16 protein-coding genes and 1 riboswitch are annotated in these 21,973 nt (G+C 43.2%); of the genes, 10 read left to right on the top strand and 6 right to left on the bottom strand.

Features of this window, described 5'->3' with window-relative positions; all coding sequences use genetic code 11:
• Positions 1 to 403 precede the first annotated feature (403 nt).
• The gene (locus L5M49_RS06330) at positions 404 to 808 is read left to right on the top strand and encodes a GreA/GreB family elongation factor (RefSeq protein ID WP_263265662.1); all 405 of its coding nucleotides are present in this window, start codon (positions 404 to 406) and stop codon (positions 806 to 808) included.
• Between the two features lie 774 nt (positions 809 to 1,582).
• Here L5M49_RS06330 and L5M49_RS06325 read toward each other — a convergent pair.
• The gene (locus L5M49_RS06325; RefSeq protein WP_263265661.1) at positions 1,583 to 2,359 is read right to left on the bottom strand and encodes an AraC family transcriptional regulator; all 777 of its coding nucleotides are present in this window, start codon (positions 2,357 to 2,359) and stop codon (positions 1,583 to 1,585) included.
• A 213-nt stretch (positions 2,360 to 2,572) separates the two neighbouring features.
• Here L5M49_RS06325 and L5M49_RS06320 point away from each other — a divergent pair, with 213 nt between their 5' ends.
• Both L5M49_RS06320 and L5M49_RS06315 read left to right on the top strand, forming a co-directional pair.
• Positions 2,573 to 3,463: a DMT family transporter gene (locus tag L5M49_RS06320; RefSeq protein ID WP_113939865.1), complete on the top strand. Its 891-nt coding sequence runs from the start codon at positions 2,573 to 2,575 to the stop codon at positions 3,461 to 3,463.
• Positions 3,464 to 3,616: 153 nt separating this feature from the next.
• Positions 3,617 to 5,248: a methyl-accepting chemotaxis protein gene (locus L5M49_RS06315; protein ID WP_173496925.1), complete on the top strand. Its 1,632-nt coding sequence runs from the start codon at positions 3,617 to 3,619 to the stop codon at positions 5,246 to 5,248.
• A gap of 286 nt (positions 5,249 to 5,534) precedes the next feature.
• Here L5M49_RS06315 and L5M49_RS06310 read toward each other — a convergent pair whose 3' ends face one another.
• On the bottom strand, positions 5,535 to 6,380 hold the full coding sequence (locus L5M49_RS06310; protein ID WP_198572961.1) for an FAD:protein FMN transferase: 846 nt from the start codon (positions 6,378 to 6,380) through the stop codon (positions 5,535 to 5,537).
• Between the two features lie 723 nt (positions 6,381 to 7,103).
• Here L5M49_RS06310 and L5M49_RS06305 point away from each other — a divergent pair.
• From L5M49_RS06305 to L5M49_RS06280, 6 genes are all read left to right on the top strand, one after another.
• Positions 7,104 to 8,435 carry a Na+/H+ antiporter NhaC family protein gene (locus L5M49_RS06305; RefSeq protein WP_263141709.1) on the top strand — a complete coding sequence of 444 codons (1,332 nt, stop codon included), beginning with the start codon at positions 7,104 to 7,106 and terminating at the stop codon, positions 8,433 to 8,435.
• Between the two features lie 878 nt (positions 8,436 to 9,313).
• Entirely contained in the window at positions 9,314 to 10,042 is a 729-nt protein-coding gene (locus L5M49_RS06300) for a 23S rRNA pseudouridine(2604) synthase RluF (protein WP_263265660.1), read from the top strand.
• Between the two features lie 695 nt (positions 10,043 to 10,737).
• Entirely contained in the window at positions 10,738 to 12,114 is a 1,377-nt protein-coding gene (locus L5M49_RS06295; RefSeq protein WP_263265659.1) for a hypothetical protein, read from the top strand.
• Positions 12,115 to 12,124: 10 nt separating this feature from the next.
• Positions 12,125 to 12,529, top strand: a complete 405-nt coding sequence (locus L5M49_RS06290) for a hypothetical protein (RefSeq protein ID WP_263265658.1) — start codon at positions 12,125 to 12,127, stop codon at positions 12,527 to 12,529.
• Positions 12,530 to 12,531: 2 nt separating this feature from the next.
• Positions 12,532 to 12,687, top strand: coding sequence for a hypothetical protein (locus L5M49_RS06285; protein WP_263265657.1), 156 nt, complete (start codon positions 12,532 to 12,534; stop codon positions 12,685 to 12,687).
• Between the two features lie 334 nt (positions 12,688 to 13,021).
• Positions 13,022 to 13,147, top strand: a complete 126-nt coding sequence (locus L5M49_RS06280) for a hypothetical protein (protein WP_263265656.1) — start codon at positions 13,022 to 13,024, stop codon at positions 13,145 to 13,147.
• 195 nt (positions 13,148 to 13,342) lie between these two features.
• Here the strand turns inward: L5M49_RS06280 and L5M49_RS06275 are convergent, their stop codons facing one another.
• From L5M49_RS06275 to gbpA, 3 genes are all read right to left on the bottom strand, one after another.
• Positions 13,343 to 15,499 carry a S46 family peptidase gene (locus tag L5M49_RS06275; protein ID WP_263265655.1) on the bottom strand — a complete coding sequence of 719 codons (2,157 nt, stop codon included), beginning with the start codon at positions 15,497 to 15,499 and terminating at the stop codon, positions 13,343 to 13,345.
• Positions 15,500 to 15,767: 268 nt separating this feature from the next.
• Positions 15,768 to 16,943, bottom strand: a complete 1,176-nt coding sequence (locus L5M49_RS06270) for an aromatic amino acid transport family protein (protein WP_173248682.1) — start codon at positions 16,941 to 16,943, stop codon at positions 15,768 to 15,770.
• 561 nt (positions 16,944 to 17,504) lie between these two features.
• Positions 17,505 to 18,950, bottom strand: a complete 1,446-nt coding sequence (gene gbpA / locus L5M49_RS06265; protein ID WP_168824930.1) for an N-acetylglucosamine-binding protein GbpA — start codon at positions 18,948 to 18,950, stop codon at positions 17,505 to 17,507.
• A 123-nt stretch (positions 18,951 to 19,073) separates the two neighbouring features.
• Positions 19,074 to 19,173, bottom strand: a riboswitch (cyclic di-GMP riboswitch).
• A gap of 410 nt (positions 19,174 to 19,583) precedes the next feature.
• On the opposite strand from gbpA, the gene L5M49_RS06260 reads away from it, so the two are divergent.
• Positions 19,584 to 20,138: a TMEM165/GDT1 family protein gene (locus tag L5M49_RS06260; protein ID WP_131524629.1), complete on the top strand. Its 555-nt coding sequence runs from the start codon at positions 19,584 to 19,586 to the stop codon at positions 20,136 to 20,138.
• A gap of 50 nt (positions 20,139 to 20,188) precedes the next feature.
• On the opposite strand, the gene norR is transcribed toward L5M49_RS06260, so the two are convergent.
• Entirely contained in the window at positions 20,189 to 21,796 is a 1,608-nt protein-coding gene (norR, locus tag L5M49_RS06255) for a nitric oxide reductase transcriptional regulator NorR (protein WP_242068390.1), read from the bottom strand.
• Positions 21,797 to 21,973: the final 177 nt, after the last annotated feature.

Here is a 21,973-nt window from a genome sequence, read left to right as displayed (position 1 = left end):
TCAGTATATTCAGCAAGATTAGCTTAGTTAGGCTTGCTTTATATTTTTACTTGACCTATGGTATCAGCCAAGCAATTAGTACTTATTTATTAATGATGAGATTTAGTTAATGGCAAGACCGATATACTAAATCGATATACAAAAAATAAATAATCAATCGAATATTAACTTTTGACTGGAGATGTAACACTATGTTTAGCACTGCATTTTCATCACTATTTTCCCATGTGTTAGCTAACACATCTAGTTCAGTAAGCTCAATCCGCCTCTCGCTCAAATTCCCAGTCTAAGCCGAGCGTCACTCGCGCTCGGCAGAATTATAACTTCTTGTGAAATAAGCACAGAGTAATACTCATTTTAATTTCTATGCTTATATTTTAACTTTGTTATTTCAGAGGCGGCAATGGCGTATTCTTTTTTTAGTGGTCTTTTCCATAATTTTATTCTAAAAACTGAAACCTATTATTTACAAAACAGTTTTAATGCCTCTCTACGCCCAACGGCTTTGGCAGGCGTGATTAGTAAGCTTGAGCAGCTAAAGCATGATACGACGAGTGATAAAGTGACTGTGGGACGGGAAATTCACTTAGTTAATCTGCAGGATCAGCAAGAGTACCAAATTGAACTCGTGTATCCACCAAGGCATAAACCCAGTGCAGGACGTTTCTCTGTCATATCAGATTTAGGCGTCAGCTTACTTGGGTTATCAAAGGGCGAACTGGCAGAGGTGAGCATTTTAGGCAAACCAGTTCTGTTTATGATTAAAGATGTCAGTTTAACGAAAAAACAACCTAAAAAGTCTGTATAGAAAAAATCATTTGGGCATACTTTTTGTAAATGGCTATTGAGTATTGCTACTTGATAACATTTCAGAAAATTTTAAAAAATATGATTATAAGGTTGTAAGCATTTTAAAATAAAGCATGTTCAATTCAGTGGCAACATGCTTTGAACTCGCTATTAGCGGCGGCTTATAGCGGCATTTTCAACATAATATAATAAGAGGGAATGTTATTTTGAAGTCATTAACTGGCCGCGATATTTATTAAAGAGACACTTTAGATAAGTTTAACACTGCAATTAACGACTCTTTGCAACTATTTACGTATAAGTCATGGCAGCGCTTTAGAGTAAACAGCAAAGGGGTTAAGAGGTTTAGCACGGCGCCTCAATCGTTAAATTTATTTTTATACTCTTTATAAATAAACCGTCTCAATTAAAGCCTGAAATAAAAATTGAGCCCAACTATCGAAACCGATTTGCGGCGCGGGTTCGGATAGTAACCTTCACTTTGGAGTTTATATCTATGAGTAAAGAAAAAAACAAAAAACCGCCAATGAAAACCTTAAAAGAGAAGCGTCAAGATAAACGGAACCGCCAAAAGGCTTCCGACTAACTTATCTAACTCTGTAAAAAACCTTAAATCCTCTCTTTAAATAGGCCGAAAATAGGGTGTTAATACTTTAGCACCCTATCTTATTTCACAGTTTACCCCAATATTTTTAGTGCATCATCTAGCGCGACTTTCGCATAAGATCTCATCATCTCGCCTTTATTAAGCCTTGCTCCATCAGCCACTCAATCACAATCGGCGGCGATACTGCTCAGGTGAGCACTGAGCATATTTTTTAAACATCACGATATAAGGCGAAGTTTGGTTATAGCCGAGCGTCAATGCCACTTCTTTGATCGCAAGTCCCTGACGTAATAGATGTAATGAATAGATAAACTTATGCCTTTGTCTTAGCTCAGTAAAACTCATCCCCAGAACCTCTTGGCAGCGACGAGCTAAGGTACGCTCTGTGGTATGTAATTCACTGGCCCAAGATTTAAAGGTTTTCGAACTCGCAGGGTCGGCTTCAAGTGCCAGCAACAACGGCTGTAACAGTTTATCTGAAACGGTGGGCAGAAATTGCGGTAGAGCTTTACCCAAGGTCAGCTGATCGAGCAAAACCTCAACCAGTCGCTTATCCGCCTCAGTTTCTGCCACAGTGACTTGCCGCTCCCGCAGATCGTTCACTATCGATTGGGCAATGGGTGTCACGGCTAACAAACAGGTCTCTATGGGAAAAGCCGCAGCCCGCTCAGCAACTATATTCATCGAGCAATAATGAATACTGCGCCGAGTATAACTTTCATGTTCTATCCCCGCAGGAACCCAAATCGCGTATTGTGACGGCGATAAAAACCGTTGCCCTGCAGCATGTAACTCCATAATTCCACCGCTGATTAACTGCAGTTGCCCCCAAACATGTTGATGTTTTGGCGTTACCGTATTTGGCAGGAAAGCTTCATAGTTGAAGAAGATATCTGCAGCAGGCTCTTGCTCTGCCGTGAGCGGATGGTAAACCGTGCGCATTTTGATGCCCTCAAAGCTATGGTGGTCCAAAAAACTCAAACGAAATCGCTAACCCAGATTACGCTTGTCCGTAGAGGAACTGACCTTGTCTGATAAGCGATATTTATATCATAACCGACCATGGATAATAGCCACTAATCTATTATCTGGATGCTTAAGTGATAAGCCATAAGCTATGGCCAGTCACTTTAGCCAGTACCTAAAGGCAAGACCATGCTGTATTTGTTTCCCCTGTTGGCCGTATTAATTTGGGCAGGCAATTCGATAGTCAACAAGCTCTCATTTGGGATTATCGATCCTGAAGCCATAGCATTTTACCGTTGGTTTTTCGCTATGTTATTGTTAACACCCTTTGTCGCAAGTCGCGTCTGGCAAAAACGCCAAGTGATACTACCTTTGTTACCTAAGTTCGCTACTTTGGCTTTGTTAGGTATGGTGCTAAACCAAAGTCTGGCCTATTTTGCGGCGGCAACCACCACGGCAACAAATATGGCATTAATCACCTCTCTCGTGCCTATGATCAGTCTGTTTTTAGCCGTGCCATTACTCAAGCAAAAATTATCACCGTTAGCCTTTGGTGGCACCTTAATCTCGCTATTTGGATTGATTTTTATGCTCAGTCACGGCGATATGATGAATCTTGCCATCGGCGTGACTCAAGGTGATTTACTGTTGCTCTTTAGCGCCTTTGTGTATGCGCTCTATGGCGTATTACTGAAACGCTGGCAACTGCCACTACCGACTTGGGAATCGGTTTATATTCAAGGACTCATAGCCGTATTCATGCTAACGCCACTGCTGTTTACGAGTCCCAGCATAGCGATCAGTGCCCAATCGGCACCACTGATACTTTACGCTGCTATCGCTGCCTCACTTTTAGCGCCGTGGGCTTGGATCAATGGCATAAGCAAACTCGGCGCCGATCGCACCAGCGTATTCTTTAATTTAATGCCTATTATTGCGGCGATACTGGCGGCCATCATCCTAGATGAAACCTTAGCCATTTATCATTATATTGGCGGTTCTATGGTCATTATTGGCGTCATGCTAGTGCAGATAAAACCTAAGCCTAAAGTCATCCCTACCCTAGCTTGTCCTGAATAATCCAAAGTAATGCGTCAACGCCTTGGTAACTGTGACCAAGGCGGTTTCGCTTATTTCAATGTGTACAAAATCCCATCGCAATCTGCTGCATGCAAAGGCAATTCTATAAATAACGGCTAAGCTATTTATTAAGTTATTAATGGAGATCGTCCTATGTTTAACAGTATTCGCGTTAAGTTTTCACTGATGTTTGCCATTATGGCGACAGCCCTCATTGTTATGGCTGTCACCGACGCTATGCAAAGCCGTGCTACTGTGAAACAGATGCAGGAATTTAGTCAGTTATTTAATCCCGCAATTTCGGCAATTCTCAATGCAGATCGCGACCTTTATCAAGCGCAGCTAAGTGAAGAAGTGTTACTCAGGGAAGAATTATCTGCCGATAATCGCAAGAGTGAGATTGATAACTGGCAAGAGAATGTCGATCAAGCCCGTGACAGAATGGGAGAATTTAAAAAAATCCTTACAGATCACCTGCAAGTACTGCAATCAACCAATGGCTTTGAGGCGCAGTTTTCGCTCTGGTATCAAGCCTCATCAGAGGTCATTAATGCCGTTAAAAGTAATGATTTTGAACGCGCGAAACAACTCCACGAAACCAAATCCAAGCAAGAATTTAAGGCATTAAGAGATATCTACAATGCTGCGGGCGAAGCCGCCGATAACAGAGTAAAAGAGCTAGATTTACAAGCAACGGAACAGGCAACTACGCAAACCCAAATATCCTTAACGATAGCGAGCTTAGTCGCCATTGTGGCGCTGTTGATTGCCTACTTCGGACCTAAAATCATAGTCAATGCAATTGAAGATATCACTAGCAGGATCAATGACATTGTCGATGGTGACGGTAACTTAACCCAAAGGATCCCTATCACACGTCAGGATGAAATCGGCGAGCTCGCCCATGCATTTAACTTATTTGTAGAGCAGCTACAGCAAATGGTCATCTCGATTATTGGTCAAACTAAAGATGTGAGCCAAACCGTTGAAAGCCTTGCAACTAAGTCAGCTACCACAATCAACATCAGCCATGAACAAGAGCAGTTTGTCGATACTATTGTCACAGCAGTAAATGAAATGAGTGCAGCCGTAAGAGAAGTCGCCAGTAACGCTCTTCATACTGCCACCGAAATCACTAAAGTGAATGACCAAACAGTAGAGGGTAAGAATATCCTCGCCCAGTCCGTTAATCATATTCAGCAACTGTCTGAATCAGTTAAAAATGCAGTGACAGTTATTGAAAAACTTTCAGTCAATTCTGCCAATATTGCCTCAGTGCTTGATGTGATCCGCTCAATCGCTGAGCAAACTAACCTCCTTGCCCTTAACGCGGCCATTGAAGCGGCACGTGCTGGCGAACAGGGCCGTGGCTTTGCCGTAGTCGCCGATGAAGTACGTACACTGGCGAGTCGTACCGAAACCTCAACCCAAGATATTCAGCGCATGATTGAAGAGTTGCAACGCGGAGTAAATGATGCGGTTAAAAGCATTGAATCGGGAGCTAGCTTGACCACATCAACCGTGACCCTCGCCAGCCAAACCCAAGATGCACTAGATGAAATTCTAAACTCCACCTCTAAGGTCAGTGAGATGTCCACTCAAACGGCGACTGCGACCGAAGAGCAAACCCATGTGACCGAAGAAATTAATCGTAACTTGACCGAATTATCCGATAAAACAAGATACTGCAACTTAGTGATCCAAGAAACGCAGCAAATAGTCGTCAACACTAAAGCCATTTGCAGCAACCTACAAAAAGAAGTTGCGCGATTTAAAGTCGCTTAAGATAAATGACTAACGACACATGGTGAGCGATTAGCTATTGAAACGAAAAGAGTGCCCAATATGGGCACTCTTTTTAATGGAAATAATACCAAGAAAAGCTTGAAGACAATAAAAGCCAACAACCGTATGCAAGTTGCAAATAACGGTAACGATACTGAACCCAAGTTGTATCGATTCACCCGTTAAAGTGCGAATAACAGTACTAACTGTTTAATGTTAACTCACAGTAATGATTGAATTTCTAATTCAATCATCTGCAAAAGCTGTAAAACAGCCAAAAGATACATCAATCAAAACTGACTAATTGACCACCCAAGTGAGCAATTTTTTCAGCGGCCAAGTCGGGATTAAGATAGCCTGCGACTTTCGTTAACGCATCGGCGCGCCAAGCAAAAGAGGCTCTCACACTAACAATACGCTCGCTTTCAGCATCGACGTTCGTATCGGCAACATTGCCAGTTGGCAGTAATAGTGCAGGGTAATCATGACTTAAGGTTTGTGAGACCCTTGAGCTAGCGAGCGCCATATTGCTAACGCAGAGCTTTTGGCTCGCTCCTAATGGACCGCGGCACACTACATTTAAAGATGCACTGCCAAAAACTTTTAAATCGCCACCCGCATTGACCCAACCTCCGCTCACGCCAGCGCGACGCAGCTCACTCACTGCCATATCAACCGCATAACCTTTAGCTATACCATCTAAGGTTAAAATTAGCGGTCTAGCTAATCGCGCTTGATTACCTTTTATTTCAATATCTTGCCAGTCACCTTGCAATAACAATGGCATACCAAGGTAAGCAGGCAAAGCGCCGCGAGACATCATTTCGCCGCCAACGGTACAATTGAATAAGTTGTTGCTCGCCTTACCCAGCCCCTTAGCCAACTTGAGCACTCGTAAACTATCTTGGCTTAACGTTACCCAAATTCCCGGCTGCCGATTTAACTGATTTAACTCGCTGTCCTGTTGATGGAAGCTCAGCAACCGCCCAATATGGGTCACACGCGAAAAAGCCGCGCTAATAGCCGCTTCCAATGCTTTATCTTTAAGTAGTGCCTCACCGCTTTGATTTGGCAGTGACTCGGCAGCGATTTCCACCAGCGTTCCGAGTAATGGCTTAGCGCGACGTATCATGATAATACCCACTGTAGTAGGAAGATCTGAGGAATCAGCAATAAACGCTTCATCCAGTTAAATTTAAACAAAGCACTAAGAGTAATTAACATAATTTGTGCGGATTCTATTAAAGTCTCTACTTCAATACAAATTGTTGCCATTAGTTTTTATGGGGATTTTAGATGCTTGAAACTGTTTTACATTTAAAAACAATAGATTGCTTATTAAGGTTTTATTAAAGTTATTTGACGTATCATTGCTATCACAACGCTGCACAAGCGAACTAAGTCAATACGTCCCCAAATAAGCCCTATTGATTAATGCCACTCATCATTTACGTTATTTATGCTGGCTTACCCACCAACAACTCACACTAAATGGAGCGATAAATAGCCGGCTTACTCCATCACACCAGTCATCCGCTTAAATTTTACGCTATTCCGTTCAGTTGAAATACACGCTAAATCAGATATAAATCCTCTAAGCCAACCTGAACAAAAACTATTAAAGTATTGATTAATAATTAAAATAAAGACTAATTCTCATCTTATACAACCTATTAATAACCTATCGATCACAACGGAAGTAAAAACATCTAGACGTCTAAATTGACAGGTTATCAGGGATCAAATATGCTTTGCCTCAAGTTGCTAGGATACGATGCCGCGGCAACACTGAATTTAAGCGAGTTTGACTGCCAAGGATCCTGCGGAAAAACCCTAAGCGAAAGAGAGATAACATTTGAGCAATCCAACAGCAACACAGCACAGCCCGGCATCTTTTATTGCCCTGTTGCCATTATTTGTTTTCCTTGGTCTTTTCATTGGCGCGGGTGTGTATTTCCAAAGCCAAGGTGTCGACTTTGCCTTCTATCAATTACCCAGCGTTATCGCTATTTTACCTGCAATCATTCTGGCGTTGATTTTATCAAAACAGAAATTAAATCAATCGATTGATACCTTTATTGGCGGTATTGGTCACAGCAATATTATTGCTATGTGTTTAATTTACTTACTTGCAGGCGCCTTCGCTGCAGTCGCTAAAGCCACTGGCGGCGTCGATGCTACTGTTGCTCTTGGTTTATCGTTAATCCCATCGAACCTGTTACTACCTGGTTTCTTCGTGATTGCCGCTTTTATCGCAACGGCCATGGGAACCTCTATGGGGACAATCGCTGCTGTCGCTCCCATCGCCCTAGGCGTAGCCGACCAAGCGCAAATCGACTATGCACTGATGGCGGGAGCCGTGATGTCTGGCGCCCTATTTGGTGACAACTTGTCGATTATTTCCGATACCACAATTGCAGCTACGCGCACCCAAGGCTGTGATATGAAAGATAAATTTCGTGAAAATTTGATTTTCGCTATCCCCGCATCACTGCTAACTTTAATCGCCTTTGTATTTGCCGGACAAGGACAAGCAGAATTAGCAACGCAGAATATCGATCTTATTAAGGTCATTCCTTATCTGACCATTTTGATCTTAGCTGTGGCGGGTCTGAACGTATTTGTGGTCTTGACCTTAGGTATCTTATTAGCGGGCGCAACCGGCCTGTTTACTATGGATTACGGCATGATCCAATTCGGTAAAGATATTTATGCTGGCTTTAGCAATATGCAGGAGATTTTCATTCTGTCTATGCTAGTGGGTGGTTTAGCCGCACTCATGCAGCAGCAAGGTGGTCTTGCCTTTGTGAGTAAACAGATTGAAAAGCTGATCACTCGTTTCTCCAAGGCGCAAGGTGAAGCTTCATGCCGCGCTGCTGAGCTAGGCATGGCTGGTATAGTCGCAGTGACTAACTCTTGTGTGGCTAACAACACGGTTTCTATCGTGGTGACGGGGGATATTGCAAAAGACTTAGCAGAGAAGCATGGCGTGAGTCCAAAACGTGCCGCCAGCATACTCGATATTTTCGCCTGTATTATCCAAGGTTTGATCCCGTATGGTGCACAGGCACTCTTGATTGCTTCGACCTTTAGCATCACGCCATTAGCAGCGGTATCACACGCTTGGTACTGTATGATTTTAGCCGTAGTGGCTGTTGCGATTGTAATTTTCCGCAAACGACACTAAATGATATTTGAGTCGCATGAGTAAAATCTAACGTTTATGACAAGGAACGCACTAGGCGTTCCTTGTCATTTTAAAGCCCTCTTTTGACGAAAAAGCATCAACTCGCTTGCCTTCATTAAACAATTCAGGCAAGTTACCGCATTCAATGTGGTCATATCCCGTCAGTATATTTTTAGTCTCCATGAATCCTCTTTATCACCAAGAACCAAGTTATTACGATCTACATCGTCTTATTACATGGTTGATTGTAGGCGCAGCCTTTATTAGCGCTTCTGGAGTTTTAATTGCTATTTATGCTGAATATCAAAACGTTGGAGTTCAAGTCTTACAAATACGAGCTGATTATTTAGGTAACTATATCAACTCACCCCTCGCTTATGTGTTTAATTTAAGCTTATTAGCTGCAGGGCTCTGCATACTCATTTCAATGACCGGGCTCTACTTACTAAAACTGGATACGTTCAGCCAATGCATAGCACTTACAGGTGCTTGGGTAGGAGTCTCTGTGATTTTGATGGGAATATTCCCCATTAATTTTTTGAGCATACACAGAATAGTTTCAACGAGTTATCTATTAAGCACCCTCATCTTACACAGCCTTGTGATTATAGCGGGGATAGTGCCTCGGTTTATTTGCCCAAAACCACTGTTCTATTTGAGCCTGATCAGCTTTTGTAGTGCCGTGAGTTTAACCCTGCAATTAGATTGGACCATATTGGATTTCCCTCCCTGTGTGCCCCAAGTACTGTTTCAGCCAATATGTGGCTCCAAACTAACTTGAGTATTATTTGGTGTTTAAGCCTAGCCTTTGCAATGCGGCGCCTATCAAAAATACTGTATCATCGCGCCCAAGAACGCCAAATACTTTAGGGTAATCCATGCGCTTAGCAAAATACCTCGCCCAGTGTGGCATAGGCTCACGCCGTGAAGCCTGCCGTTTGATTGAGGCTGGGCGCATCACACTCAATGGCGGTATCGCCCGCCACACAGATCCCATCTGTTTAGACGAGTCATTAAACTGCCTCGACCGTATTGAGTTTGATGGCAAGCCTATCACTAAAGCCGAAACACTCGCCTATTGGGTATTTAACAAAGCTGTGGGCACGGATTGCCGTTTACTTGAGCAAGATGAAACGAGCCTTATACACCTACTTCCCAAAGCGCCAAGGCTCTACCCCGTCGGCAGGCTCGATAAAGACTCCCGCGGCCTGTTGCTGTTAACTAACGATGGTGAGCTGACCCATAAACTCATGCACCCCAGTTTTGCCCACAGCAAAACCTACCATGTGCGCCTCGATAGAGCATTTGCTGATGATTTTGTTGAACAAATGGCCAGTGGAGTGCGTTATAAAGACCTGCAAACCCTGCCCTGCCAAGTCCACCGCCTCAGTTCAGACAGCTTTGAAATCGTGCTGACTCAGGGATTAAATCGACAAATTCGTAGGATGTCCAAGGCGCTCGGATATCACGTTATCGATCTTGAGCGCGTCGTCATAATGACACTGAATTTACGCAAATTAGCATTGGGTGAATTACAAGAAGGGCAAATGCGGCCATTAACAGAATCGGAAATTGCAGCGCTAAAAACAGTACTGGCGATAGAATAAGTAGACAGTTGGTTGGGATATTACATTAAGCCAATAGCTGTTAATCGTCATCGTCTGCACCAAAGCAAGACCTTAGAGTTTTCCAAGCTTAGTTTGAATGCTTTAATCAAAATCAAAGTCGTGGGGCTTCACCCCCTGATGTTTAATCAAGAGTCGACCAAGGATGACTGCTCGTCCTATCAAAAACGTCCATGTTAAACTGCCAGCTCGATATCCCTATCTCGCGCTCAAAACGGCCGTTGGCCTTCACCCTTGGATGCTCCAAGACACCCCCAACGGAGTTGAAAGCCCCTTGTGCTCATTGACAAATTTGCTATCGCTTCCGAAGGATGCGTCCCTGCACCTGCGAAAGCTAGTCGGTCATCCATGACCGAACTCACGCACTCTTTATTAAATCAAGAGCTCTATTCGCCCTGCGGCAACTCCGAGGGGAAGTGTATTCCTTGGAGTTTTGAGTCGTTAGATAGCAATTCATCAGCAAAAAATGATAAAGCTAAAACGATATCAAGTAATTACCCACCAAACTGTATAAAAAAGCTACTGCAAAAAAGCAAATTCCTATAACATCATTTATACCCATTTACACGGATGTGGCAGCGACCATATTTGAGATTTAGTCAACAAGCGATTTATGCCCTGCAAACAGCGCAGCGAATAAATACTAAGATATTAGACGAAAATTAAACTGAGGATATATGAATCTGTTTCGACCTAGATTGACTGACCATCATGGTATTCATAAATCTCAAGCAGATTTGGATTTCGCAATTCAGTTTTTTGATGAAGACATTCCGCTTTACGTCGATCCGTTCCTGCTATGGAAGTCACCATCTATGCAGGATCAGTCACTGCATACTGCAATTACCAACTCATTCAACCACCTAAATTATATGATCAAAAAGGGGCGCGAGGACGATGCAGTTGAAACACTCGTTAATCTCTCTGAATGTCCTGAAGTTGGGCTTGGTGTATCAAAGTCACGAAAAGGCCTGAAAATTGGGAAGAAACAAGCAGGTGAAATTTTAAGCCTGTTTAGAGATATTCCTGAATATAGCCAGTTTGGGTTCACGCATTTTGAGCTGATTCAGCTTTATGTTGCTGGCATATCAAAAGATAGAATAAGCGATATTGCCTGTAACTACATTAAATCTTTCTTAATTGATTACACAATTGAGCAGTGTGAAATTAACAGAATACCCACAGAGGGGGTTATCCTAGATTCTTTATACAACTACCAAAAAAATGCATTTGATCTTAATCAAAAACTGTTTCTGCCTGTAAACCCGAAGACTAGGGAGCCATTAATTTTCACACCCAAGCGCTGGCTCAGATTTAGCCCTTGGATTAATTTTGAAGATTACTTTAAATCTCATTGTCCGAGAGACGAGATTTTCAACCCAGATGAGCCCGAAGAGAGAGTAAAGATTTTAAACTTTAACAGAGACAACTATGGTGTTGTGGAAGACTACGTCAAGTATAAGGATAGAACTTCAAAAAATTGTCAAAACGATCCTCTTTTTAGTCAAATTCCAGTTTTATCGGCAAAAAGAAAATTAAACGAGATTTTAAAGCTCAATACAGGGAAAGAAGATGGTGCGGACATGAGGTATGAGGAGCTGGCTGCTGATTTATTGGCTACATTATTCTACCCTCATTTAGATTTTGCCCAAACGCAAAGTAGAACAGAATCTGGAAGGCATATTCGAGATTTAATATTCTATAATAATCGTGACGTTGATTTCCTTGATGAAATTTTTACTGAATATGAGAATCGCCAGCTCGTAATTGAGATGAAGAATGTAAAAGCCATAGATCGGGATCATATAAATCAGCTTAATCGGTATCTCCAAGCTAATATTGGGAGATTTGGGATTTTTCTTACCCGAAATCCATTACAAAAAGCGATGTTTAGTAACACTGTTGATTTATGGTCATCTCAAAGAAAGTGCATAATTGCAATCACAGATGACGACTTAAAGCTAATGGTTGATGTTTATGAAAGTAAGCAGCGAGCTCCTATTGAAGTCTTGAAAAAAAAGTACATCGAGTTTAGACGCTCATGTCCATCATAAGGTAAGAAGTATGAATAGAGCTAATATAGATACATTTGAAAAGCTATCTGGTCAATTGCTGAGCATATATGAGGAAATATCACTTCTTTCAAAAAAGTGCCCGAATGATGCGGTAAATAAGTTCAAACTAAACTTTGTTAACAAACTACTATCTCAAAGTAATGATTATTTGGCTGATAAGTATAAGCCTTTTGATGATTTTGATAGTTTTGATGAAGATGATATACCGCAAAATAGCGACGTCGTTTTTATCCTTTCTCAATACTTACAATGCTTTGAAAAGCAACGGTCTGATAATGTTGTCCTTAGAAATGGCGCTTGGTACTGGAGGGCTGAGGGGAGCGAAAACGATAAAGTAGATGAAGACGGGATGGTTTTTATTCGTACAGTCAAGCCTAAAAAGCTTAAGGATTAAAAGTGGAAAAAGAAAAATTCTATACAACAGAATACAAGGCAAAAACACACGATAATATGACGCCTTTGCTAGAAGCTATGTACGCTGAGTTTAAAGAGATATCGAAGAAAAAGCCCGATTCTGCGGTAAGTAAAAGCAAAATGAAAATCGTTTGCTAGAAAAAGTTAGAACTGTTTTGTCAGATGAGGAATCTATTGGTTTTTTGGATATATTGGACGAGGATGATGTGCCTCAGGCAAGTGACGTCACGTTGATACTTTCACAGTACGTCGCAGCTATGAATGCCTTTCGTGATAAGCACTATGGTTGGAATGGTGCTTATCATGTGTGGTTCATTGAATAACCGATAAATCGCCTAACAAACGCGACAATTAGGACGCTCGTAAGCTTTCGCCTATTATACGTGCGCTTAATTCATAGAAATTTTAATCCGAAACCCATCAATTAGTTTTGAAAATCTAACTCGGAATTCTCCCAAAAACGGTGTTGCGTATGTCTTTTAAATCTACAGATTACACTAACGCTAAAAAGGTGAGCCATGGTGATTTGCGAGACGACCGTCCGCCCCATGGACGGGGCGGTCGAGCATCCACGGATGGACTTGCTGCGAGTCGGTGAGCTAATACCATAGCGAAGCTATCTCAACAGCTATCAGCAGTCATTGCACAAAAAAAGCGATAAACCCAGTGAGTTTATCGCTATTTTGTTGTCTTGTTATTTCAGTATTCTTAAAGCACTAAATCGCACTTGAATGCTGTTAATCCAAATTCACTATGCCACTATAGGCCGCACCATTGCTGATGCGGCAATGGATTACTTAACGATTTCCATCTCGGCTAATAGGTTGTCGGCATGATCTAAATACTTCATTACCCACAGCATATAACGGCTGTCGACATGAATAGAACGGTTAATCTCGTTATCAAATGCCCAACCGCCGATAATGCTTTCATACACACCGTCGAACAACAGGCCCACTAATTCAGCACGTCCGTTTAAGGTCGGTGAGCCAGAATTTCCGCCAGTAGTATCTAAAGTTGATAAAAAGTTTACTGGTACAGAATCTATTGATTTCATATAGAAATCACCATATTGCTTCTGCTTAATCAGCTCTAACTCTTTCTTTGGTGCATCGAATGGGTCAACACCCGTGTCCTTTTGCACTATGCCTTCAAGGCGAGTGAATGGCACGGCCACTAAACCGTCTTTTGGCGAATAGCCTTTCACATGACCAACCGTGACACGTAAGCTTGAGTTAGCATCGGCATACACTGGCTTACCTTGCTCTAGGTTGTAAGCAATAATGGCATCCATATATTGCGGACGCACCTTCATTAGTTCACCCGCTAATTCTTTTTCTTTCTTTTCTTCGGCCATATCTGTGTCATACATAGCGACAGCGAATTGAATGAAAGGATCTTTAGAGGCTTTAAAATCGGCAACGGATTTATCCATCCACGCCAGACGAACGTCTTTCTTACCTAACTCAGTTTTGGCGTACATTTTATCTAAGGTTTTCGAAAGCTTAGCTTCACTAAACTTTTTATCGATACCAAAGGCTTTATCCAATGCGGGTAGGCGCTGATCTTCTGGCAGTGCGGCGTAGCGTTTTAGCATGTCGAGCAATACCGCTTTATCAACGCTCGGCGCATAACGACGATCAATACGCTCCATGCTGGCTTTTAGACGTGTCATATCACGATCTTGGAAGCCCGGTTCACGCTGCATATCTGGCAGTTGTTTCTCGTTCGCGAGGCGATATAAGCTGCGCGCCGTCGGCAACATAGTCGTGCTGCCTATGTAGCTTAAGATCATGTCACGCTCTTGATGCGTCTTGCCTTTGGCAATCAAGGCATCTAATTCCGCTAAGGTTTTACCGTATTTCGCTTCACGACTGCTGTCTTTGGCTATCCACGACGCAAGCTTAGCTTCGAGGGCTTTACGGTCGGCCAACATGGTTGATTTGCCGTAAAACTCAATCATAGAAGTGAAGTTTTTCGCATAATTTGCAAGGCCAGCAATTTGACTCTCGTACTTAATACGCTCGTCGCTGCCCTCTGGCGCGGTTTCTTTAATGATCTCTATAAAGCGTTCACGCAGCATTTTGCCTTCGGGATAAGCCCACTCAAACTCATTTTGAACTTCAGTGGCTGTGCGATATCTGTTGGTGCGACCTGGGTAGCCTGCCACCATCACAAAATCACCCTCACTTACGCCTTTAGCCGATACTTTTAAGAAACTTTTTGGCTCGTATGGCACGTTGTCGCTGCTAAATTCTGCGGGTTTACCTGCTTTAGATACATAAGCACGGTAGAAAGAAAAATCGCCTGTGTGACGTGGCCACATCCAGTTGTCTACGTCGCCGCCGTATTTACCCACGCTCGCGGCTGGGTTATAGACTAAACGCACATCACGGATTTCCAGTTGTTTAACCAGATAATATTCGAGACCACCGTGAAAGCTATACACTTGGCAACGGTAACCATCTTCTTTTTCACATTCAGCAACTAACGCTTTTTCTTGGCTTTCAATGCCTTGATAGAAGGCGCTGCCCACTTTATCTTCAAGTCCGTTTTTAACTCGCTCAGTGACATTAGTGACATCTTCAGTCACATAGACACGTGAGCCTGGGGTCGCAGGTAATTCATCGGCGAAAGTCTTAGCTAAAAAACCATCCTGCAACAGGTTTTTCTCAGGAGTGGAGTTGTATTGAATTGCCCCATAGGCACAGTGATGGTTAGTCACGACTAGGCCCTTTGGCGATACAAATGATGCAGTGCAACCGCCAAGGCTTATCACGGCATTCATAGGGAATTCGGTAAGTTTAGAAATCGATTTTGCATCAATTTCAAGGCCTTTTGCTTTCAGCTCATCAGCCATAGCAGGCAGTTGATGGGGCTGCCACATACCTTCGTCAGCCTGTGCGCCAAAACTAGCGGCCACGGCAACTGTGAGTAACCATTTTTTCATTGTGTTAAGTCCGTTTGATGTGAATGAAGCCACGCGCAAGCTGGGCCATTTTCTCGTTTTAATAGCGTTGTTTTAATTTTAAATAACTGTGCTAAAAACCAGCATCACTCGCTTTAAAACCTAAAAAGCAAAAAGTCAGGCCGGGGCCTGACTTTATCACATGCAACACTCTCTATAACAGACTCTGAAAAACTCGCTTACAAAGCAAATACATTTAATCAAAGTTACCCAGCAGCGTTCGCTAAAAAGCCACGCCTATTGCAATGAATTAGATCCCAACAAATAGTTGGGCACCCACAATCACGGCACCTAACAAGCCAGCAATGACTAATGCAACAGATCCGCCAGACACTTGATAACCACCGAGCTGCGACTGACGTTGACGCAGTGCCATAACAATTGGCAAGAAGATGATCATCACGACCAATGGTACGGCCGCAAATCCCAGTACCGCCACAAAGCCTTCAGGCAAATACAAGGCACACAAGACAGGCGGAATAAAGGTGAGTAACCAAGTTTGAATACGACCGGCAAACGTTTCTTTGGCACGAGTTAATTCGGCGATAAAGTCATATAAACTTAAGGTCACACCGAGGAATGAGGTCACTAAAGCTAAGTCAGCGAATAATGAAATACATTTGCTGATCCAAGGCGTATGAGCAATATCCTGCAATGCCGTGACGAGTGAAGGTAGTGAACCTTCAAAACTATTCACCTCATATCCGCCGACAGTGCCTAAAGTCACCAATAACCACAGAACATAACAAGCAAGTGGGATCGTCGAGCCGATTAACAACACTTTACGCAGTGATACCGCATCGCCATCGAGATAACGCACTAAAGTGGCGATACAGACGTGGAAACCAAACGAAGTAAACACTACGGGAATTGCCGCCATCCAATTGCTGGTCATAGACTCGGCAATCGCGCCAGTTGCCATGCTAGCAATACTGACTTCGGGCAATAAAAATAATACCACCACCACGAGCAATAGAATCATTAACGAAAATAGGAAACGTGAAACTTTATCGACCCAAGCAACACCTAGCGCCGCAAAGCCACCGAGCACGAGTGTAAATAACAACACTGCGACTTGATTATCGAGCACGATATCGAACATGTTCTTCGCTTTAAGCACTAATAACGAAGAGCCGCCGGTGAGATAAGCCGCGGTCAAAGCAAATAATAAACTCAGGAAAGAAGCACCTTGAATTATTTGACCTTTTTTACCCAGTAACTTACCCGTAATAGCATGCACGTTATCCCCCACGCCAGTGCGTAAGTTAATTTCGAGCATAAGTAATGAGGTATAGGCGGACACGCCCCAAATAACGACGAGTAACACTAAAGCAGGGATAATACCTAAAGCCGCTGTGGCTAAAGGTAACGCTAACATACCTGCGCCAATGGCCGTCCCGGCAACGATGGCGATCGAGCCTAACATTTTTGAATTCACACAATAGTCCTGTTCAATAATTAATTATTATTTTATTTGAGTAAGATTTGAACCGATAAAGCCTTGCGTCTTAAATCGAAATAAGCGACACATCACTTAAAGCATCCAATCAGATCTCGACCTAGCAGATCAATTGGCCCCAATAGCTTTTGAATGTTTCAACCCAGTAGCCATTGAGGCTAACTAAATCGATTATTGAAAAATGGCATGACTTTCAATTGTGATAGCCCAAATTAATGTACCGATATAAGCATCGATTAAATAGATAGTTTGGGACATTAACAGAGCCAAACCCAGTGGGCAAGCCAGTTGTGAACAAAGAAGGGCAGCAAACGGTACGGTAACAACTTAATAGCGCTGTGATAAACGAAAATATACAAGCCAACAAAAGCGCTACCTTTGTTGAGAATACCTGTAATCTTGTATTAGGCTCGAATCAAAATAAAGCCGGTCTTTTTCCATCCGATGCAGACAAAAAGGGCTTAAACACACGGATATGTTTAAGCCCAATCACATCATGTTGAGAATTGATTAACTCAAAAAGTTAATTTACAGCTCAGTCCACGCCATAGCCCAAGAAGCGCCAACACCTGGTTCAAATCCAGTGGCAGAAGCCGACCACTGCACGCAATAGCCGCTATAAGGGAATGGCTTACATTGATACACTTTGCCATTTTTAGGCTGTAACACTGTAGTACCTGCAACGTAACCTTTCACGCCTGCTGGGAATACAAAATCAGCTTCTGGTGCAGGAGCTTGGTCCTTTAAGAAGAGATCAAAGTTCTGCTGAATAACATCACCTTGTTTAGGCTCAGCTTTTACCTGCAAATGATAATGCCCAGCTTTAGGCTCAACGACGTCTAACACTAAGCTAGCACTGGTATTGTTAACAGTTTGGCTCACAAAACCTGCCGCTGTGCCATCATGGCTAAACAAATACGCTGACACTAGCATCTCGGCGTTACTGGTCACATCAAAGCTGACCTTCGCCGCACCATCGATAATTTGATAATCATCGGCAAGTGAAGTGACTTCTAAGCTGTTGCCCGGAGCAGGAGCTAAATCAAATCCTACTTCGACACGCTCAATACCTGAGTTTTTCGCTGTAAAAATGTCGTTTTTGCCATACACAGGCTCAATCACACCCGATGCATTTTTTTGTCCCGCTTTTAACTGGGACTGCTGGGCATTAATCGCGCTTGCTAATAGGAAAGGCCAATTTTGTTTATCACCTTGAGTCGCATCGCTAATGGTAATGACTGTTTGCTTAGCCGCTTGCTCACCATTGGCGTCAAACACCCGGGTCATCACTTTATCGCCTGCTTTTAGATCGAGTGACGGATTGATATCCCCCACATCTTGCCATTCACTCGGCACAACAGGACCCGAGCCCAAGTTCACATCGATAGCATTGTAGAAACTATTCGTCGTATCTCCCACTTCCCACACGGCCAAGATCACTTGATAACCACTGCGACCTTCTGGCACGTAGCAGTCATGGGTCACTAACTTAGGCGGCTGTTCCATACCACCATCAACTACGCAAAAGGGTGCTAAGTCAAAGCTCGCTCGACTCAAAGCTTGGTTTGGGTTCCAATCTTGGCGAGTTAAATAGTAACGCCAATTACGGGTGACATGGTTTGCTGTGAACTGCCAACTGAACTTATTCCAGCCCGCTTTAATATCCGTCTTTGCCCAACGGCTCGGACTTTGTTCATCCAAAGGTGAAAAAGCACCATTGCCAGCACTCGCCAATTTGCCATCAGCAGGACCTGATTCAGGAAAACCCGATGGCCCCTCAACACTTTGCGGCTCCCATTGCACCGCACCACAATTGGCATTTTTACCTGTTTTACAGGCATATGAACGCGATTCAGGTGCCACAACATAACCGTGCGCCTGCGCAGAGATACTCACAAACGCATTCGTCGCCATTACTGCCGCGGCCAATAAACTCAATTTAGAAATAGGGGAAAAAACAGTAGGATTTGCCACTTTAATGCACTCCATTGATTGCCTATCATCCTAAACATAATGATAGGCTTAGATATAAAAGTGGTATTTGGGCAAACAACAGCATTAAACAGCAGTCGTTTATCTTTCACAGAAATCGAATTCTGCGGCAACTCCGCTATCTTAGTTCACTAAAAAATCCATTTACAACCTTAGACCGGAAGCTTTGCGTCCTAACTTTTCAATTAGTTTGCCAAATACAGTCGTTATCATTGAGTCACTACGAGTTAACAGTATGTAACTAAGTAGAAATGACTTGGCTAAATTAGCAACAAAAGACAACGTTGTCAAAAAATAATTCATTTACATTCATTAAGTTACAGAATGTGAATCGGTATTTTTCTGACACCCGTCAAACATTTATCAGCACCTACTGTTATAAACTCGTGCTTGAAACTAAATCTTACCTAGGTATAATGCCCACCTCGCTTCGGGGGAGTAGCTAACTGGATTTCGAACCATCGTCATCTAGGGTGAACATCAACATACTTGGCAACATGCCATGGTGTTCACAGCAAATCATAGATTTGCCCAGCAAGACCTGAGCACAATTACCGCACCTAGGGGTGGACGGTTTATTGTGCTTATGTCATAACCACCCCTAAAGGATCACACTTGGAAGCCCTACTTGCCTCAACCTTTACGGTTGCTATCGCCGAAATTGGTGATAAAACTCAATTACTTGCACTAATCCTCGCCGCAAGATTTAAAAATAAAACCGCCATTATTTTAGGTATTTTGCTGTCGACATTATTTAACCATTTTGCCGCCGCTTGGATTGGTCAATGGGCCATTAACTGGGTAAGCCCAGATCTTGCACGTTATTTAGTGGCTGCGTCCTTCTTCGCGATCGCTCTTTGGGTGTTAATCCCAGATAAAGTCGATGCAGAAGAGAGCCGTTTCTATAAAATGGGCCCCTTTCTCGCTACCTTTATCCTGTTTTTTATCGCCGAAATGGGGGATAAAACGCAAATCGCAACTGTGGTATTAGCCGCAAAATACGATTCATTAACTATGGTGGTTGCTGGCACAACCTTAGGCATGCTGCTTGCTAACGTACCCGTAGTGATCGCAGGCCACTTCAGCGCTGAAAAATTGCCTATGTTGTGGATACATCGTGGCTGCGCCGTATTGTTCGCACTCTTAGGCGTAGCAACACTGTTCTTCTAAGAATCGAGGCAGGGGTTTTGCTGCAGAATAAAATTTCTTCACGCAATATTTTATTCTTTTAAACCTAACCGTTTTGCAAGTCGGTGCAAATTACCTGTATCGATTTGCAATATTCTTGCACACGCAGCCCAATTTTGTTGATTCGCGGCTAAAACTTGACGAATAAGTTGACGCTGATATCTCTCAGTCGCCGCCTTAAGCCCCAGTATAACACTGGAATTATCTTGCGATTGTCGCTCACGACAGGCCGACTCAGACCTAAATGCTAATTCACTGGCTGGCGTTGCGGCATCTGATGGCCTATCTTCGTCGACTGTTCTGTGTGCTTGATTCATCAAAGAATCGAGCTGAAAATGTTTATCACTTAAGCTGATGTAAGCCGTTTTTAGCTCGGCTTTCGCCAACACCGCAGCCCTGTGTATCGCATGCTCTAGCTCACGCACATTACCCGGCCATGTGTATTGCTCTAATAACTGCTGCGCTGCGGGTGTGATATTGATATGGGTGAGTCCTAACTTCGCTTTACAACGTTCAAGAAAAAAACCTGTCAGCATAACAATATCTTGCCCACGCTCTCTTAATGGTGCTACGTGGATAGGAAATACGCTCAACCTATGGTAAAGGTCGAAACGAAAGCGCCCTTCCGTTGCCTCTTGGTGCAGAATTCGATTAGTGGCAGCAATAATCCGAGTATTAACTTTTAGGCTCTTATCACTGCCCACTCGCTGTAATTCACCGTATTGTAAAACCCTCAATAACTTAGCTTGCAGCCCCAAGGGAAGCTCCCCGATTTCATCTAAAAACAAGGTCCCCTTGTCAGCGAGTTCAAACTTGCCTTGCCTATGACTGATTGCCCCCGTAAATGCCCCTTTTACATGCCCAAATAACTCGCTTTCGGCGACGGACTCCGGCAATGCAGCGCAGTTCAAATAGATAAGTGATTTATCGGCTCTGGTCGATTGATTATGTATCGCCGCGGCCACTAACTCCTTACCCACACCGGTTTCGCCGGTAATTAATACCGATAAGTCAGTGCCTGCCACGGCACTTATCTGCTGCTTTAGCGATTGGATCTGTGTGGATTGCCCTATGATCTCCTGCTGACTAGCAGGACGATTGAGCACCTCAGTGCCATTGGAAACTTCAACAACTTGGGATTCTAGCTGTTGCATCAATAACGCAGTATTAAGACTGGCTGCGGCCAGTGCGCTGATCACACGCAACTCGCTATCACTAAAACCATCAAACTGATGAGGGTTGAAACCATCAATGGTGAGCGCCCCAATTAAGCGATCGTTCGCGATTAGTGGTAAACCAATGCAAGCATGTACATGTAAGTTCGCACTATGATGTGGAATTAAACCATCATACGGATCGGGAAGTTCACTGTCGGCAGGGAAACGAACCACATCGCCAGCACGGGCGATAGCCTCTAATCTCGGATGCTCACTAATTTGAAAGCGCCGCCCTAACACTTCGGCAAAGAGCCCATCTATCGCCAAGGGGACAAATTGCTGCTCCCGAAATGCCAATAATGCCGCAGCATCACAATTGACACGCCGCCTGACCACTGCCAACAAACGCTCAAATCTGTCTTGCGTCGACACGCCGACAGTTAAATCTAAGGCTAACTGAGTTAAATCAGCATGGGCACTCATAGCACATCCACAGTCAAATAAAGTCATATTGACAACAGTGTAATGTCAATTTGACCAATATCAAATTGTCATTATGACACCAACAAGTGATTTCAAATGTTGAAATACGTTAATACCAATAAAAATCAACGCCTTACAATGTTGGCATAGTGAGTGCAATAAGAGATTTAACTAAAT

Source organism: Shewanella sp. SM74, from assembly GCF_025653725.1.
GTDB classification, from domain to species: domain Bacteria; phylum Pseudomonadota; class Gammaproteobacteria; order Enterobacterales; family Shewanellaceae; genus Shewanella; species Shewanella oncorhynchi.
Note: the sequence above shows the minus strand (reverse complement) of the source record. Positions and strands in the feature narration are given on the sequence as shown.

Excerpts from the sequence above, each read along its gene's own strand:
- L5M49_RS06330 (WP_263265662.1), top strand. The coding sequence starts at position 404 with ATGGCGTATTCTTTTTTTAGTGGTCTTTTCCATAATTTTATTCTAAAA.
- L5M49_RS06325 (WP_263265661.1), bottom strand. The coding sequence starts at position 2,359 with ATGCGCACGGTTTACCATCCGCTCACGGCAGAGCAAGAGCCTGCTGCA.
- L5M49_RS06320 (WP_113939865.1), top strand. The coding sequence starts at position 2,573 with ATGCTGTATTTGTTTCCCCTGTTGGCCGTATTAATTTGGGCAGGCAAT.
- L5M49_RS06315 (WP_173496925.1), top strand. The coding sequence starts at position 3,617 with ATGTTTAACAGTATTCGCGTTAAGTTTTCACTGATGTTTGCCATTATG.
- L5M49_RS06310 (WP_198572961.1), bottom strand. The coding sequence starts at position 6,380 with ATGATACGTCGCGCTAAGCCATTACTCGGAACGCTGGTGGAAATCGCT.
- L5M49_RS06300 (WP_263265660.1), top strand. The coding sequence starts at position 9,314 with ATGCGCTTAGCAAAATACCTCGCCCAGTGTGGCATAGGCTCACGCCGT.
- L5M49_RS06295 (WP_263265659.1), top strand. The coding sequence starts at position 10,738 with ATGAATCTGTTTCGACCTAGATTGACTGACCATCATGGTATTCATAAA.
- L5M49_RS06290 (WP_263265658.1), top strand. The coding sequence starts at position 12,125 with ATGAATAGAGCTAATATAGATACATTTGAAAAGCTATCTGGTCAATTG.
- L5M49_RS06280 (WP_263265656.1), top strand. The coding sequence starts at position 13,022 with ATGTCTTTTAAATCTACAGATTACACTAACGCTAAAAAGGTGAGCCAT.
- L5M49_RS06275 (WP_263265655.1), bottom strand. The coding sequence starts at position 15,499 with ATGAAAAAATGGTTACTCACAGTTGCCGTGGCCGCTAGTTTTGGCGCA.
- L5M49_RS06270 (WP_173248682.1), bottom strand. The coding sequence starts at position 16,943 with ATGTTAGGCTCGATCGCCATCGTTGCCGGGACGGCCATTGGCGCAGGT.
- norR (WP_242068390.1), bottom strand. The coding sequence starts at position 21,796 with ATGAGTGCCCATGCTGATTTAACTCAGTTAGCCTTAGATTTAACTGTC.